The 14,928-nt window shown below is 71.8% G+C and carries 14 protein-coding genes and 4 pseudogenes; 14 read left to right on the top strand and 4 right to left on the bottom strand.

Annotated features, from left to right (window positions below):
• Positions 1-57: 57 nt before the first annotated feature.
• The 4 genes and pseudogenes from QIT00_RS28015 to QIT00_RS28005 form a co-directional block, all read left to right on the top strand.
• Positions 58-1,644, top strand: a pseudogene (locus QIT00_RS28015) (FAD-dependent monooxygenase); the annotation flags it as partial.
• Positions 1,645-2,394: 750 nt separating this feature from the next.
• On the top strand, positions 2,395-2,478 hold the full coding sequence (locus QIT00_RS38795; RefSeq protein WP_349017208.1) for a putative leader peptide: 84 nt from the start codon (positions 2,395-2,397) through the stop codon (positions 2,476-2,478).
• Positions 2,479-2,560: 82 nt separating this feature from the next.
• The gene (locus QIT00_RS28010) at positions 2,561-3,169 is read left to right on the top strand and encodes a cupin domain-containing protein (RefSeq protein ID WP_282538199.1); all 609 of its coding nucleotides are present in this window, start codon (positions 2,561-2,563) and stop codon (positions 3,167-3,169) included.
• A 20-nt stretch (positions 3,170-3,189) separates the two neighbouring features.
• On the top strand, positions 3,190-3,636 hold the full coding sequence (locus tag QIT00_RS28005; protein WP_282538225.1) for a rhodanese-like domain-containing protein: 447 nt from the start codon (positions 3,190-3,192) through the stop codon (positions 3,634-3,636).
• A 30-nt stretch (positions 3,637-3,666) separates the two neighbouring features.
• On the opposite strand, the gene recX is transcribed toward QIT00_RS28005, so the two are convergent.
• Positions 3,667-4,599, bottom strand: coding sequence for a recombination regulator RecX (recX, locus tag QIT00_RS28000; protein WP_282538198.1), 933 nt, complete (start codon positions 4,597-4,599; stop codon positions 3,667-3,669).
• 3 nt (positions 4,600-4,602) lie between these two features.
• Positions 4,603-5,754, bottom strand: coding sequence for a recombinase RecA (gene recA, locus QIT00_RS27995; RefSeq protein ID WP_282538197.1), 1,152 nt, complete (start codon positions 5,752-5,754; stop codon positions 4,603-4,605).
• 290 nt (positions 5,755-6,044) lie between these two features.
• Between recA and QIT00_RS27990 the strand changes: the two genes are divergently transcribed.
• The 10 genes and pseudogenes from QIT00_RS27990 (at position 6,045) to QIT00_RS27945 (ending at position 13,194) form a co-directional block, all read left to right on the top strand.
• The gene (locus QIT00_RS27990) at positions 6,045-6,668 is read left to right on the top strand and encodes a LysE family translocator (protein WP_282538196.1); all 624 of its coding nucleotides are present in this window, start codon (positions 6,045-6,047) and stop codon (positions 6,666-6,668) included.
• Positions 6,669-6,724: 56 nt separating this feature from the next.
• Positions 6,725-7,017 (top strand): annotated as a pseudogene (locus QIT00_RS27985) (class I SAM-dependent methyltransferase); the annotation flags it as partial.
• A gap of 122 nt (positions 7,018-7,139) precedes the next feature.
• Positions 7,140-7,468: pseudogene (locus QIT00_RS27980) on the top strand (dTDP-4-dehydrorhamnose reductase); the annotation flags it as partial.
• 112 nt (positions 7,469-7,580) lie between these two features.
• Positions 7,581-7,916 (top strand): annotated as a pseudogene (locus QIT00_RS27975) (carboxymuconolactone decarboxylase family protein); the annotation flags it as partial.
• A 69-nt stretch (positions 7,917-7,985) separates the two neighbouring features.
• Positions 7,986-8,552 (top strand): TetR/AcrR family transcriptional regulator C-terminal domain-containing protein, encoded by a 567-nt coding sequence (locus QIT00_RS27970; RefSeq protein WP_282538224.1) that lies wholly within the window; start codon positions 7,986-7,988, stop codon positions 8,550-8,552.
• 178 nt (positions 8,553-8,730) lie between these two features.
• The gene (locus tag QIT00_RS27965; RefSeq protein ID WP_282538195.1) at positions 8,731-9,960 is read left to right on the top strand and encodes a sensor histidine kinase; all 1,230 of its coding nucleotides are present in this window, start codon (positions 8,731-8,733) and stop codon (positions 9,958-9,960) included.
• A complete protein-coding gene (locus QIT00_RS27960) occupies positions 9,957-10,676 on the top strand; it encodes a response regulator (RefSeq protein ID WP_282538194.1) in 720 nt (239 codons plus the stop codon). The genes QIT00_RS27965 and QIT00_RS27960 overlap by 4 nt, the downstream gene beginning before the upstream one ends.
• Positions 10,677-10,801: 125 nt before the next feature.
• Positions 10,802-12,109, top strand: coding sequence for a cytochrome ubiquinol oxidase subunit I (locus QIT00_RS27955; protein ID WP_282538193.1), 1,308 nt, complete (start codon positions 10,802-10,804; stop codon positions 12,107-12,109).
• An 8-nt stretch (positions 12,110-12,117) separates the two neighbouring features.
• Positions 12,118-12,912, top strand: a complete 795-nt coding sequence (locus QIT00_RS27950; RefSeq protein WP_282538192.1) for a cytochrome d ubiquinol oxidase subunit II — start codon at positions 12,118-12,120, stop codon at positions 12,910-12,912.
• A 45-nt stretch (positions 12,913-12,957) separates the two neighbouring features.
• The gene (locus tag QIT00_RS27945; protein WP_282538191.1) at positions 12,958-13,194 is read left to right on the top strand and encodes a DUF5957 family protein; all 237 of its coding nucleotides are present in this window, start codon (positions 12,958-12,960) and stop codon (positions 13,192-13,194) included.
• Between the two features lie 45 nt (positions 13,195-13,239).
• Here the strand turns inward: QIT00_RS27945 and QIT00_RS27940 are convergent, their stop codons facing one another.
• Together QIT00_RS27940 and QIT00_RS27935 are read right to left on the bottom strand one after the other, a co-directional pair.
• Positions 13,240-14,505, bottom strand: a complete 1,266-nt coding sequence (locus QIT00_RS27940) for an AI-2E family transporter (RefSeq protein WP_408909864.1) — start codon at positions 14,503-14,505, stop codon at positions 13,240-13,242.
• 72 nt (positions 14,506-14,577) lie between these two features.
• Positions 14,578-14,703 carry a hypothetical protein gene (locus QIT00_RS27935; protein ID WP_282538190.1) on the bottom strand — a complete coding sequence of 42 codons (126 nt, stop codon included), beginning with the start codon at positions 14,701-14,703 and terminating at the stop codon, positions 14,578-14,580.
• Positions 14,704-14,928: the final 225 nt, after the last annotated feature.

Below are 14,928 nucleotides of genomic sequence, written 5' to 3'. Positions count from 1 at the left end.
AACTGCCAGTACCAGCACGCCCCTCAAGGCCTCATCCCTGGCAGGAGGCGCCGCGCCGTGGACCCGGTGATCGTCGTCGGAGCGGGACCCGTCGGGCTGACCCTCTCCCTCGCACTCGCCCATGCCGGAGTCCCGTCGGTCGTCCTGGACGAGGGCCCCGGCAAGGACGAACAGCGTCTCGCCCGCACCGCGGTGCTCCGCGAGGACACCGCCGACCTCGCCGCCCGGCTCACGGGGCGCGACTTCTCCGACGCCCGCTGGGCAGGCTGGCGCTCCTACCGCCGCAAGCAGGAGATGCGCCGGCACGCGTTCACCGTCGACGAGGTGAGCCCCGCCCCCGTTCACCTCGCCCAGCACACCCTGACGTCCGCCCTGCGCGAGGCCGTCGCCGACGAGCGGCTCGTCAAGCTCGCGCCGGACAGCCGCCTCGACTCCCTGGAGCAGGACGCCCACGGCGTGTCGGCCCACACCCGCGGCCCCAACAGCACCTGGTGGCGCGGGAGTTACCTCGTCGGCTGCGACGGCCCACGCTCGACCGTGCGCAAGCTCCTCGACATCCGCTTCCCCGGCCGCACCGCCGTCGAACGGCACGCCGTCGCCGCCCTGCGCGCCGACCTTCCCTGGCCCGGCGAGGCCGTACTGCACCGTCTCCCGCCGTGGCCGGGCGCCGCCACCGAGATCACCGCCCGCCCCCTGCCCGAAGGTGCCTGGCGCCTCGACTGGCTGCTGCCCGCCCGCAGCGAACTCGTCACTCCCGAAGTTCTGTTGTCAAAGATCCGTGACACCCTCGCCGGCTGGTGCGGCGGCAGCACCCCGCCGTACGACCTGCTCGACACCGGCGTCCACACCGTGCACCATCGCCTCGCCCGCGCCTGGCGCTCGCGCCGCTGCTTCCTCGCCGGGGACGCCGCCCATCTGCTCGGCGCCCTCGGCACCCAGGGCGTCGACGAGGGGCTGCGCGACGCCGACAACCTCGCCTGGAAGCTCGCCCAGTGCTGGCACCAGGGCGAGTCCGACGCCCTCCTCGACAGCTACCAGGCCGAGCGCCGCAGCACTGTCGCCGCCCGGCTGCGCGCCGCCGACCAGGCCCTGCCGATACTGCGCGGAGGCGGCGGCCTGCGCGCCTACGTCCCCGGCACAGCTCGCGGCCACGATGCCCTCCTCACCGACGGCCACGTGGGCCGCGGCCCCCTCGGCGCCGGTCCTTCCTACGCCAACTCCCCTCTCTCACCGGACACTTCCTCACCATCGGCCGTCGCCACCGTCACCCCGCCCGGCGCTCCGGTCGCCGACGTCCCGGTCACCGTGCCCGACGGCACGACGGCCCGCCTCCGCGACCGGCTCGGCCGCGGCAACTTCCTCGTCGTCCTCGTCGCCCCCGGCACCGGCGTCTGGGAGCGCCGGCACTGGATGACCGCGGGCGTCATGCCCCGCCTCGCCGCCGCGGTGACCGCCCTCCCGGTACGCGGCGAACTCCTCGTCGCCGAGCGCTACCCCGGCGCCGGCGCCCACACCGTCCTCCTCATCCGCCCCGACGGCCACCTGATCACCGCCCTCGGCGGCGTCCGCCCCGCAGAGCTGTACGCGGCGGCGGATACGGCGCGCGGCGGACCGTCGCCCCAGTCCCGTGCGTACGGGGGTGCCGCGGATTCCGTGGATTCCGTGGATTCCGTGGATTCCGTGGACGGCGGTGGCACCGGAGGCGCGGCGGCGGAAGGCACGGTCGAGTTCATGGCCGGGACCATGTCCGAGGTAAAGGTCGATGTAGAGGTCGAGGCCGAGTCCCAGACTTCGGCGGAGGCGGAGGCGGAGGCGGTGGCGGAGGCGGAGGCCGAGCTGTGGGCCGAGGCGGAACGGGGTGACCGGAGCGGCCGGGGCCACCGGGACCACCGGGGCGGTGAGGCCGGACGCGGCGGGGAAGCGGCGCCCGCCCCCGAGCCCCACGCCCCCGAGCCCCACGCCGACCCCCAGCTCCACGCCGCCCCCGAGTCCCACGCCGACACCAGCTCCGGCACCGAACCCGGCGCCCACGGCGATGCGGATGCGGTCACTGGCGCCGACACCGGGGCTGGTACCGAGGCCAGGGCCGAAGCGGCAGCCGAAGCCGATCCCGACGCCAGCCCCGGCAACGACAGCGACAGCGACAGCGACAGCGACAGCGACAGCAGTAACGCCAACCCTCCGGGCCGCCGCTGACCCGGCCCCTGCCCCGGCCCCGGCCTGGCCGCTTGCTCCAACCGCGCCTGCCCGCCCCAGCCCCCGCCTTTCCGCGCCCTCCGGGCCCCGGGCCCTCAGCCCAGCCCGCCCGGGGACGGCGCCCCTGGTCCCCGACACCCCCGTTCACCCACCGGACACCGTTTGACCCGTCCCGGTCCCCGTGCTGTACTCCGCCCCATGACCGACACCAGCCGACGCCTTTGGCGGAGGGTCCACATGGACCTCGTCCGCTATGCGGGCTGCGTCTGTCACCCGTCCTGAACTCGCCCTTCTCTCACGCGCCCCACCCTGCGGACCAGCGGGGTACCTGCGCGTTCCCCCGCGACTTCTCAGGACGGCCTACGTGTCTTCGACGACCACTCCCGCAGCCCCGGCAACGAGTCCCGCTCGGACCACCCCCGCTTCCACCTCCGCTGCCGCTTCCACCTCCGCTGCCGCTCCCACTTCCAGCGGCGGTTCCGCCCCCTCCCCGGCCCAGCTCCTGGACTTCGTGCGCCGCACCGCCGCCGACGCCGAGCTGGTCGCCTCGCTCCCCCTCGACCCCGAGGGCCGCACCTGGGTACGGCTCGAAGGTCCCGGCGGCAGCGAGGCGTGGCTCATCGGCTGGCCGCCCGGTACCGGCACCGGCTGGCACGACCACGCCGAGTCGGTCGGCGCCTTCACCACGGCCCAGGGCGAGTTGACGGAGAACTCGCTCGCGGTCCGGCTGCCCAGCGAGGGTTGGAAGACCCTCGAACTCGCCGCCGACGTCGACCGCCGACGCACCCTGCCCGCCGGCCGGGGCCGCGCTTTCGGCACCCACCATGTGCACGAGGTCCTCAACGAGTCGACCACCGAGCACGCCGTCTCCGTACACGCCTACTACCCCCCTCTCCCCTTGATCCGCCGCTTCAGCCGCACTGGCGCGGTGCTCAGGCTGGAGCAGGTCGAGCAGCCGGAGGACTGGCAGTGACCACCCCCGCATCCACCCCGTTGCCCGCGCCTTCATCCACCCCGGCCCCCGAGCCGCGCCGACCCCAACCCCTTTCCATCGACGCCCACTTGGAGCGTGTCCGCGCGGGTCTCGACCGCGTCGGACCGCATGAGGCCCACACCGCCGCCGAGGCCGGCGAGGCTCTGCTCGTGGATATCCGGTACGCCGAGCTCCGCGAGCGCGACGGCCTGATCCCCGGCGCCCTGGTCGTGGAGCGCAACGAGCTGGAGTGGCGCCTCGACCCCCAGGGCACTCACCGCCTCCCGGAGGCGACCGGCCACGATGTGCACGTCGTGGTGGTCTGCAACGAGGGCTACGCGTCCAGCCTCGGGGCGGCCTCGCTCAAGGAGTTGGGGCTGTACCGCGCCACCGACCTGACCGGTGGCTTCCAGGCCTGGCGTGCGGCAGGCCTACCGGTCACCGCCCCCGCCGTCGAGCCGACCTGAGCCACCGCGCGCCAAGATCCCCGTACTCACTCAGAACCCCCCGTACTCCAAGTCGTCTGTCTCTTCCCCCTCTTGTTCCAGCGCCTGGCGCACCACGCGTAGGGCCATGCCCTCCGGGTAGCCCTTGCGGGCGAGCATGCCCGCGAGGCGGCGCAGGCGCTTGTCCCGGTCGAGGCCTCTGGTCGAGCGGAGTTTGCGGTCGACCAGTTCGCGCGCTGTTGCCTCTTCCTGCTCGGAGTCGAGCTGCTCCATGGCCTCGTCGATCGCCGTGGAGTCGACTCCCTTGGTGCGCAGCTCGCGGGCGAGTGCGCGGCGGGCCAGGCCCCGGCTGTGGTGCCGGGACTCCACCCAGGCTCCCGCGAACGCCGTGTCGTCGATGAGGCCGACCTCCTCGAATCGGGAGAGGACCTCCTCCGCCACGTCCTCGGGGATCTCGCGTTTGCGCAGGGCGTCGGCGAGCTGCTTGCGGGTGCGCGGGGTGCCGGTGAGCAGGCGCAGACAGATGTTCCGTGCCCGCTCCTCCGGTGGCAGGTCGCGCTCTCGCGTACGCGATTCCCCCTTCCCGGCCCTCGACGGGTCGGGGGAATCGCCGTCCTGGTCCCCGGCGTGGCCGCCGCCTCGGGGCGCACGGTCGCCGAAGGTGCCGCCGCGCCCCTCGCCGAAGGCGCCGTCGCCGCCTTCGCGGCTTCTGGACGCACGCCGGCCACGGGCACTGGAACGCCCTCCTCGACCGCCCCGGTATCCCCCGCCGCTCAGGCCTCCTCGGCCCGCGCGACCACCGGAGCGGTCGGATTCCTCGCCGGTGCCGAACTCCTGGGAGCGACCCGACTGCTCGTCGCCGCCGAAGAGTTCGCCGTCACCACCGTCGCCGGAGGCCTGCCCGTGGAAGGGCTGCCCGCCCGGGGTCTGGCCGTCGAAGGGCCCGTCGAAGGGTTCTTCCGGCCAGTCCGTTCGCCGTACCACGGCTCAGCTCTTGGCCGGGGCGGCCTTGGTCGACTTGGCCTTGGTGGCCGGTGCGGGCACCGACTTGGCCGCGTCCTTGATGTCCTTCGTGTCCTTGGCGTCCTTGTCGGCTGCCGCGTCCACGGTCGCCGCGTCAGTGCCGGACTCGGCCTCGGCCGGCTTCACGCCGACGCCCAGCTTCTCCTTGATCTTCTTCTCGATCTCGTTGGCGAGATCCGGGTTGTCCTTCAGGAAGTTACGAGCGTTCTCCTTGCCCTGGCCGAGCTGGTCGCCCTCGTACGTGTACCAAGCTCCGGCCTTGCGGACGAAGCCGTGCTCCACGCCCATGTCGATCAGGCCGCCCTCGCGGCTGATGCCCTGGCCGTAGAGGATGTCGAACTCGGCCTGCTTGAAGGGGGGCGCCACCTTGTTCTTCACGACCTTGCAGCGGGTGCGGTTGCCGACCGCGTCCGTGCCGTCCTTGAGGGTCTCGATGCGGCGGATGTCGATACGCACCGAGGCGTAGAACTTCAGGGCGCGGCCACCGGTCGTGGTCTCCGGCGAGCCGAACATCACGCCGATCTTCTCGCGGAGCTGGTTGATGAAGATCGCGGTGGTCTTGGACTGGTTCAGGGCGCTGGTGATCTTCCGCAGCGCCTGGCTCATCAGACGGGCCTGCAGACCCACGTGCGAGTCGCCCATCTCACCCTCGATCTCCGCGCGCGGGACCAGGGCCGCCACGGAGTCGATGACGATCAGGTCGAGCGCGCCGGAGCGGACCAGCATGTCCGTGATCTCCAGGGCCTGCTCACCGTTGTCCGGCTGGGACAGGATGAGGTTGTCGATGTCGACGCCGAGCTTCTTCGCGTACTCCGGGTCGAGGGCGTGCTCCGCGTCCACGAACGCCACTTGGCCGCCGGCCTTCTGCGCGTTGGCCACGGCGTGCAGGGTCAGGGTCGTCTTACCGGAGGACTCCGGCCCGTACACCTCCACCACACGGCCGCGCGGGAGGCCGCCCACGCCGAGGGCCACGTCCAGGGCGGTCGATCCGGTGGGGATGACCTCGATGGGTTCGTTCGGCCGCTCGCCCATGCGCATCACGGCGCCCTTGCCGAACTGCCGTTCAATCTGTGCGAGCGCGGCGTCGAGCGCCTTCTCGCGGTCGGTTCCTGCCATGGGTTCCACCCGATTTGCTTGAGTCGATCGCTTCACGTCCAAGACGCTATCCCCTGCCACTGACAATGCGCCTCGACGTCGGCCCCGGCCTGTGGATAACTCCCCGGAACCCCCGAGATTCCGGGGCTGGAGTGGTGCCGGAGATCCCATAAGAATGGATGTTCGATTTACGTGTCAAGCGCACCACGCGGCACCTCGGCCCCGCCGATGTGAGCGCGAAGCCATGCCGCCGGAGGCCGGGCGTCCGAGCTGGGAGAAGCCCTCCCGCTGCCCGATGAGAGAGTGAACTCATGTTCGTTCAGCTCCTCGCGGCCACGGGTGTGCTCGCTGTCCTGACCATGGTTCCCGGCCCCGACATGGCAGTCGTGACGAAGCGGGCCATCGCGTCCGGCCGGCGGGACGGCCTGAGCACGGTCGGAGGCATCACGGCGGGCCTGCTCGTCTGGGGCGCGCTGACCGTGGTCGGCCTGGCCGCCGTCCTGGCCGCGTCCTCCACCGCCTATACGGTGGTGAAGCTCGCCGGTGCCGTCTACCTAGGGTTCCTGGGTGTCCAGGCGCTGCTGCAGAGCCGGCGGAACCGTGCGACGGCTTCGGAGGCGGCCGCTCCGCCGCCCCCGTCCGGCAATCCGTGGCGGACGGGACTGGTCAGCAACGTGTTCAACCCGAAGATCGCGGTTTTCTACACCGGCCTCCTGCCCACGCTCGCGCCGCCCGGTCTGGCGCCGCATCTGGGGATGACTCTGTTGGTCCTCATCCACGCGGCCCTCACACTCGTCTGGCTCGGTGCCTACGTGCTGGTCCTCGCAAAGGCCAGCGCCTTCTTCGAGAAGCCATCCGTACGACGCGCCCTGGACCGTGTCACGGGTGTCGTCCTGATCGGCTTCGGAGCCAAGGTCGCGACCTCCCAGCCGTGATGGCAGCCGGGCGGGGCCCGTAGCCGTACGGGCCCGCGCTGCCTACCTTCGGCCGCATGGCTGACGACTGCTTCGCGCACCCACGGCTCGCCGCGCTCTACGATCCGCTCCACCCCGACCGCAGCGATCTCGACGCGTATCTGCGGCTGGCGGAGGAGTTCAAGGCACGCCGAGTACTGGACATCGGCTGCGGCACAGGCGTGTTCGCGGCCCTCCCGGCGGACCTCGGGATCGACGTCACCGGCGTCGACCCCGCCTTCGCGTCCCTCGACACCGCCCGGGCGATCGCCGATCCAGAGATGTGGCGGCAGACGCTGCGGGGACCCGCGAAGCGCTGCGGCCGGGCGGGTGCCGCCACCAGCGCCCTGGCCTGGCGGAACTCGCTGGGCCTGCTGGTACAGCTCGCCCACGCATGACCGTCGACTGGGCTGTCACGGCCCACGCCCCGTCCGCCGCCTGGCGCCGCTGCCGCACGCCACGGCGAAGGGGGCGGCGGAAACGGGCGTCGGCGTGCTGTTCACCGACGACGTCCGTTGCCCGGTGCACGTCTGCGATCTGGCCGCCGCGCTGCTGGAGTTGGCGTACTCCGATGCTCAGGGTGTGCACCACTCGCAGGTGCCGACGCTGTCAGTCGTTACCAGCTCGGTCTTCTCGTCGTCCGTCGCGATGGGCTCGACGCCTCCCGTCTGGCAGCGGGCCTGCGGGCGGACTCCGGGCTCCCGGGTGCTCTCGACGTACGCCTCGACAGCCGTGCGGCCCAGCGCAGGCTGAGCACCGCACTGCGCGGGCTCGCACGTTTCTCGCCGCAGCCTGACCAGCGTGGCCCACGTCACCCTGAGCGATGTCACAACTCGCGGACTTCCGCCGTCCTATGGGTGCCAGCAAGCACCCGCAAGGACAGATGAGTTCACCATGGAAGCCCGGCTGAACATCATGGCAAGCCCTGTCGCCGCCAAGGCGCTGAAGCACCTCGTCGCCGCAGGCCAGGCGCCCACGGAGTCGACTCTTCCGCTTACCACGCAGGAGTTGGTGAAGATCCGCGCCAGTCAGGTCAACGGCTGTGCCGGCTGCCTGGACATGCACACCATGGAGGCTGCCGCGGCCGGTGAGACGTCGCTGCGGCTGAACCTGATCGCGGCCTGGCGTGAGGCCACGGTGTTCACCGAAGCCGAGCGGGCAGCGCTGGAGCTGACGGAGGAGGGCACCCGGATAGCGGACGGTGCGGGTGGCGTCCCGGACGCGGTGTGGGAGGCCCTCGGCACCGGCCAGGCCTCCCTCTACCGGTACATCTCCGGCCGCGACGATCTGCTCGACCTGATGACCGACGCGGTGGCCGGCGAGGTCGACCTGGACGTACCGCTGCTCGGCGACCCGGTCGCGGACCTGGTCGCGCTGTCGGACCGGACCAGGTCCGTCCAGCTGCGCCACCCCTGGCTGACCGACGTCCCGCCGGAACCCCTGCGCCTCGGCCCGCACGGCCTCGACCACGTGGAGTACGCGCTGCGGGCGATGACGCCCGTGGCGTTGCCGGGCGGGGCCAAGCTGGAGATCGTCGGCCTGACGAACGCCCTGATCACCCAGCTCGTACGGGCCGAACTCCAGGGCCGTACCAGCGAATCCGGCCGTACGACGAACGCGGACGGCGGCACGAGCAGCACCGAAGGCAAGGCTGCCGAACGCAACGCCGCCGAGCGCAACGCCGCCGACCGCCGAGCGGCGCAGGCGATCTACCTGAGCCGGGCCGCGGCGCGGGGGGACCGCCCGCAGCTCGCTGCCGCCCTGGCCGAGCAGCGCGGCGCGGAGCTGACGGACGCCCCTGAGGTGCTGTTCCGGCGCACCATGCGCCGGATGCTGACGGGGCTGCTCGTATCGGATGGCTCCTGAGTCGGCTCTCCAGCAACGCCGCTACAGGTGCCGATTTCCGCATCTACAGGTGCCGATTTCCGCACCTACAGGTGCCGATTTCCGCACCTAGAGGTGCCGATTTCCGCGAAAGCTGCCCCTAAGGGGTGCCGATTCCTGGCCGGGCCGAGCGGTGCCCGCCCGGAATATCCTTCGGGACATGGCACTCCTCCCGACCGGCCCGCTCGGACAGCGACGCTCCGCGCGTGCCAACGATCTCGCGGTGACGCTGGCCGTCGCCGCCGTGGTCCTGGGCGGCACGCTGTGGGGGATGCGGAACACGTCCGAGTCGTTCTGGCAGGCCGTGACGGGCTGGTGTCTGCTCGGGGTGGGCTGCGGTGCGCTGCACTTCCGGCGCCGTCGGCCCATCGGCGTCGCCGTCGTCACGCTCGTCGTGTGCGCGGTGTACTACCCGATGAGCGCGAGCGACGGTCCGGTGATGCTCGCGTTCATCATCGCGCTCTACACCGCCGCCGTGGACGGCCGCTTCGCCGCGGCTGCCGCGCTGGGCGTCATGGCGATGCTGTTGGTCGTGTACGGCGAGGTGTTGCAGGAGCCGGGGCAGCGCAAGGTCGACGACATGTCCCTCGTGATGCTGGCGGGCTGGCTGCTCAGCCTCCTGGTGCTCGCGCGTGCACAACGCACGCGTGCCGCCTATGTGGAGGAGGTCCGCCAACGTGCCCTGGCCGCCGAGCGGGAGCAGGAGGCCCGCGCCCAGCAGAGCGCGTCGGAGGAGCGGCTGCGGATCGCGCGCGAACTCCACGACGTACTGGGGCACAGCGTTTCGCTGATCAACGTGCAGTCCAGCGCCGCCCTGCACCGCCTCTCCAAGCGTCGCCCCGAGCCCTCGGAGAGGGCTGCACACAGCGCGGAACTCGCCACAGCCGAGGAGGCGCTCGAAGCGGTGAAGTCCACGAGCAAGCACGCGCTGGACGAACTCCGCGCCACCCTCGGCATGCTCCGCCAGGCCGACGAGAGCGCGCCCACGGCGCCCACAGCGGGCCTCGATCGGCTGCCGGAGCTGCTCGCGGGAGCGCGGGGCGCGGGGCTCGACGTCCGCGCGGAGACGGTCGGCACGCCCCGCCCGCTGCCGCCGCCGCTCGACCTGGCGGCCTACCGGATCGTGCAGGAGTCACTCACCAACGTGACCCGGTACGCGCGCGCGTGCAGCGCGACGGTCACGCTCGTCTACTGCGACGAGGACCTGCGGGTGCGGATCGACGACGACGGGCAGGGCTCGTCGGACGAGCCTGCGCACGGCAGCGGAATCCGGGGCATGGCCGAGCGCGCCAAGGCGTTCGGCGGCGAACTGACGGCACGCAACACGGCGGACGGTTTCCGGGTGAGTGCCCGGCTGCCGCTCGGGACTCCGTTGGAGGGGGAGCTGTGACAGCCACGCAGGGACCGCCGGAATCCGGCACCGGGCCCGAGGGCGGGAGAGCGGTCCGCGTCGTCCTCGCCGACGACCAGACACTGGTGAGAGCGGGATTTCGCTCGATCCTGGAGGACGAGGACGACATCGAGGTGGTCGGCGAGGCAGCCGACGGCGATCAGGCGCTCGCGCTCGCCCGCCGGCTGCTCCCCGACGTGGTCCTGATGGACATCCGGATGCCGGGAGTCGACGGCCTGGAGGCCACCCGCCGCATCACCGGGGACACGTCCCTGGAGGGCGTGCGCGTCGTCATCCTCACGACCTTCGACGTGGACGACTACGTGTACGGGGCGCTGCGCGCCGGTGCCTCCGGGTTCCTGGTCAAGGACACCGAGCCGATGGAGCTGCTGCACGGAGTGCGCGTCGTGGCGCGCGGTGACGCGCTGATCGCGCCCGCCGTGACCCGCCGCCTCATCGCCGAGTTCGCGGGCCGCAGCAGGCAGCCCGACCCCAGCCCCCGCCTCAACGCGCTGACGGAGCGCGAGCGGGAGGTGATGGGCCTGGTCGGCGCCGGGCTCTCCAACGACGAGATCGCCCGGCGCCTCGTCCTGTCCCCCGCCACGGCGAAGACGCACGTGAGCCGGATCATGACGAAGCTGGACGTACGAGACCGGGCCCAACTGGTCATCCTCGCCTACGAGTCCGGGATGATCACCCCGGGCTGGCTGACCTGATCCGCCACCGCGCGTGCGCGCAACTTTCGGAGTACGCGCAGGACGGCACCCGCAACTGAGGGGGTACGCGGACTGTCCACCGGCGGCCGACGCCGCCACCGGAGCCGTACGCGGACGCTGACGGGGTGGACCCATCCCTGACTTTCGCGAGCGGCCCAGCGGCCCCGGAAACCCTCGACCTGGCGCGGCTGCAGTTCGCCCTCACCGCGGGCGGACACTTCCTGTTCGTGGCCCTCACGCTCGGCCTCGCCACGCTGGTGGCGTGCCTGCAGACGCGGGCGACGCTGAGCGGCAGCGTGCTGCACGCGCGCATGGTGCGGTTCTGGGGGCAGCTGTACGTCATCAACTACGCGGTCGGCATCGTCACCGGCATCGTCATGGAGTTTCAGTTCGGCCTCAGCTGGAGCGGACTGACGCACTACGCAGGGGACGTTTTCGGGGCCTCCATGGCGCTCGAAACAGTCGTCGCCTTCTTTGTGGAGTCGACTTTCCTCGGCCTGTGGATCTTCGGCTGGCACCGGTTCAACCGCTGGGTCCATCTGGCGCTGATCTGGGTGGTCACCCTCACCGCGTACGCCTCCGCGTACTGGATCCTCGTCGCGAACGGCTTCCTCAACAACCCCGTGGGATACCGGGAGTCGGGCGGCAGGCTGGTCATCGGGGACGCCGCGGCGGTGTTCACCAACCCGAGCACGCTCCTCGCGTTCGGGCACATCGTGGCGGGCGCGCTGCTCACCGCGGGGTTCTTCATGGCGGGGGTGAGCGCGTACCACCTGTTCAAGCGCTCCCCCGAGTGGGAGTTCTTCGGGCGCAGCCTGCGCATCGGGGTGTTCGTGTCGCTTCCCGCGCTGTTCGTCGCGGCGGCCTTCGGCGGGGTGCAGTTCACCGTGATGCAGCCCATGAAGGAGGCGGTTTTCAGCAGCAAGGCGGCTGAAGTGGCCCGTCTCCAGGCCGACATGGTGGCCCGTTTCGGCCCCGGTGACTACGTCCCTTCGGAGGCCTGGACGCGCGGTGCGGGCATTCTGATGCTGCTCGCCTTCGCGCTGATGATGTACCTGTGCATCGCCGGTTTCGTGCTCGCCTGCTTCAAGAGGACCGTCTACCGCTTCCGGCTCTGGCACCTGGCGCTCATGGCGGCGGTTCCGCTGCCGTACGTGGCGGTGATCAGCGGCTGGGTGTTCCGTGAGGCAGGGCGCCAACCCTGGGTCGTGTACGGCCTGTTGAAGACCGAGGACGCGGTCTCCTCGGTGTCTCCCGGCGCGATGCGCACCTCGTTGATCGTCTTCACCTCCCTGTTCGCGTTGCTCGCCGCCGTCAATGTGTGGCTGCTCGTGCGGCACGCGCGCGTGGGGCCCGTCGACCGCGGGCTCGGCCACGACGAGCGGGCCGCGGAGCGGGACCCTGCCGACTCTCTCGCCGCCGCGAGCTACTGAGGAGCGCCATGGACACCTCGACCCTCGAAACCCTGGCCGTCGGCCTCCTCGCGTTCTTCGCGGCCGGGTACTTCGTGCTCGGCGGCGCCGACATCGGCACCGGCATGCTCGCGCCCTACCTCGGGCGTGGTGACGGCGAACGGCGCCTGGTGCTGACGTCGTTCGCGCCGTTCTTCCTCGGCAACGAGGTGTGGCTGGTCGCCACCGCGGGGCTGCTCATCGGCTGCTTCCCGGAGCTCGAGGGCGAGCTGCTGAGCGGGCAGTTCGCCGTCGTGGTACCGCTCCTCGCGGGCTGGGTGGTGCGCGACGCGGGGCTGTGGCTGCGCGGGCGTGCGGGCGGCTCCTGGTGGCGCGCGGGATGCGACACCGCGGTGGTGTGCGGGAGTTGGGCCGTCGCGCTCGCCTGGGGCTGGCTGCTCGCCGCGCTGTTCACCGGCTCCGCCGACACCACGGCGTCCGGTCCGGTGGCGTTGCTCACGGCGCTCGCCGTCGCCGCCCTGTTCGCGGCCCACGGTCTCGGCTTCGCCGCGATGCGGCTGACCGGAGACCCGTACGCACGCGCGCGTGTGCTGGTGGGTCGGGGCGGGCGGCCCTGGCAGTCGTTCGCCCTGACCGGTGCGCTGATGGCCGCGCTGCCGCTGTCCGCGGGTGTCGCGCTGCCGCTCACGGAGTCGGCCGCGGACGGCACCACGCTCGCGTTCCTCGTACCGGCGCTCCTGGTGGTGACGCCGCTGCTGCTCGCCGTGCAGGCGTGGACGTGGCACACGTTCCGTCACCGGGTGACCAGACCCTCGTACATCTGAGCCCGCCTGCCGCCCGATTCCCCTCTGCCTCACCCTGGAGCTCTCGTGAAGTACGTACTCGGCGTCCTCGGCGGTCTGTTCGGTGGCTTCTTCGCCGGTGAGCTGGTGGCCGCCGCGATCGGGGCCACGGCCCGTCTCGCGTTCGACGCGGACATGCCGTTCGCCCTCAAACTGATGCCGCTCTACCTCGCCGTGGCGGGCGCGATCGGCACTCCCCTGGTGCTGACCCGCCGCGCGGGCACGCCCCGGCCTGACCGGACGGACTCCCCGTACGGGAACTAATCACCTCGTACGGCGATGCCCCGGCCCTGGTCGGCCGGGGCCGGGTCAGAGGTCCTGGTCCGGGGGTTCCGCGGTGCGCTGCTGGGGCGGCGGGGGTGCGTCGCTGCGGGTGTTCAGGGCCTGTCTCAGGCGGACGAGCGGCGGGCCCGCGCCGCGCCTGCGGTGGCCGTGCACGCGCGGGTCGTCCGTCACGTCGTACCGCCTCACGTAGGCGCCGAGGAACGCCTGGAGCGTGGCCACGGCGGGGATCGCGACCAGGGCGCCGACCGCGCCGAGCAGGGCCGTGCCCACGATGACCGAGCCGAACGCCACCGCCGGGTGGATGTCGACGGTCTTGGCGGTCAGCTTGGGCTGCAGCATGTAGTTCTCGAACTGCTGGTAGACCACCACGAAGACGAGCACCCACAGCGCGTACCAGGGGTCGACCGTGAACGCGATCAGCATCGGCAGGGCGCCCGCCAGATAGGTGCCGATCGTGGGCAGGAACTGCGAGACCAGGCCGACCCACACCGCGAGCGCGGGCGCGTACGAGACGCCGAGCGCCGCCAGCAGGATGTAGTGCGCGACGCCGGAGATCAGGGCCATCAGGCCGCGGGAGTACAGGTAGCCGCCCGTTTTGTCGACGGCGATCTCCCAGGCGCGCAGCACCTCGGCCTGCTTGGCGGGCGGCAGCACGGAGCACAGCGCCCGGCGCAGGCGCGGGCCGTCCGCCGCGAAGTAGAACGAGAAGAGCAGGATCGTCAGGAGCTGGAAGAGGCCGCCCAGGACCTGCGCGGAGACGTCCAGGACGCCCGTCGCACTGTTCTGCACGTACTTCTGCAGCCAGTCCGAGTGCACCAGGCTGTCCTGCAGCTCGACCCGGGACAGCTCCGTGTGGAACGTGGTGTTGATCCAGCTGATCACGGAGTCGAGGTACTGCGGGAAGTCCTCGACCATCTCCACGATCTGCCCGGCGAGCATCGAGCCCAGCATGGCGACGAAGCCCGCTCCCGCGGCGATCACGCCGAGGAAGACCAGGGCGGTGGCCAGGCCGCGGCGCATGCCGCGGTGCGCCATCCTGCTCACCGCGGGCTCCACGGCGAGCGCGAGGAAGAACGCGATCAGGATGTTGATCAACAGGCCGGTCAGCTGGTGGAAGGCCCAGCTGCCGAGCTGGAAGCAGGCGAACAGGGCCAGCGCGAGCACCATGGCGCGCGGCAGCCACCGCGGCATGCGCTGTCCCGCCCACGCCGAGGCGGGCCCCTCGGGGGGCGTCGAGGGCGGGCCGCTGTCCTGCGCGACGGTCTCACTGGGTGCTTTGCTGGCTGCCACGCCGACCAGTCTCGCGTACGCCACCGACAATCCGGCAGCTGTCCGGGCGTGATGCACCTCATCCGGCCGAGGTCAGGTGTCGTGGCCGTCGCCCGCCGCGAAGCCGTGGCCGTCGCCCGCCGGGAGACCCGTCACCGCGCGTGCGCCACCGGAACTCGTCACCGCGCGTGCGCCACCCCGGAACCCCTCACCACGCATGCGCGAGCCCGAACCTCCTCACCGCGCGTGCGCGAGCCCGAACCTCCTCACCACGCATGCGCGAGCCCGAAACTCCTCACCGCGCGTGCGCACCTCGGAACCCCTCACCGCGCGTGACCCGCCTCCGGACTCCTCACCACGCGTGAGCCACCCCGGAACTCCTCACCACGCATGCGCCACCCCGGAACCCCTCACCACGCGTGACCCGCTTCGGAACTCCCACCG

This window comes from Streptomyces luteolus, assembly GCF_029968015.1.
Lineage (GTDB): Bacteria > Actinomycetota > Actinomycetes > Streptomycetales > Streptomycetaceae > Streptomyces > Streptomyces luteolus.
The sequence above is the reverse complement of the archived record's forward strand: the minus strand, read 5'-3'. Positions and strand labels throughout refer to the sequence as shown.

What these genes read in the sequence shown, in the direction of transcription:
- QIT00_RS27970 (WP_282538224.1), top strand. Translation starts at nt 7,986, where the DNA reads ATGACCGACGCGGTGGCCGGCGAGGTCGACCTGGACGTACCGCTGCTC.
- QIT00_RS27965 (WP_282538195.1), top strand. Translation starts at nt 8,731, where the DNA reads ATGGCACTCCTCCCGACCGGCCCGCTCGGACAGCGACGCTCCGCGCGT.
- QIT00_RS27935 (WP_282538190.1), bottom strand. Translation starts at nt 14,703, where the DNA reads ATGCGTGGTGAGGGGTTCCGGGGTGGCGCACGCGCGGTGACGAGTTCC.
- QIT00_RS27990 (WP_282538196.1), top strand. Translation starts at nt 6,045, where the DNA reads ATGTTCGTTCAGCTCCTCGCGGCCACGGGTGTGCTCGCTGTCCTGACC.
- QIT00_RS27950 (WP_282538192.1), top strand. Translation starts at nt 12,118, where the DNA reads ATGGACACCTCGACCCTCGAAACCCTGGCCGTCGGCCTCCTCGCGTTC.
- QIT00_RS38795 (WP_349017208.1), top strand. Translation starts at nt 2,395, where the DNA reads ATGACCGACACCAGCCGACGCCTTTGGCGGAGGGTCCACATGGACCTC.
- recA (WP_282538197.1), bottom strand. Translation starts at nt 5,754, where the DNA reads ATGGCAGGAACCGACCGCGAGAAGGCGCTCGACGCCGCGCTCGCACAG.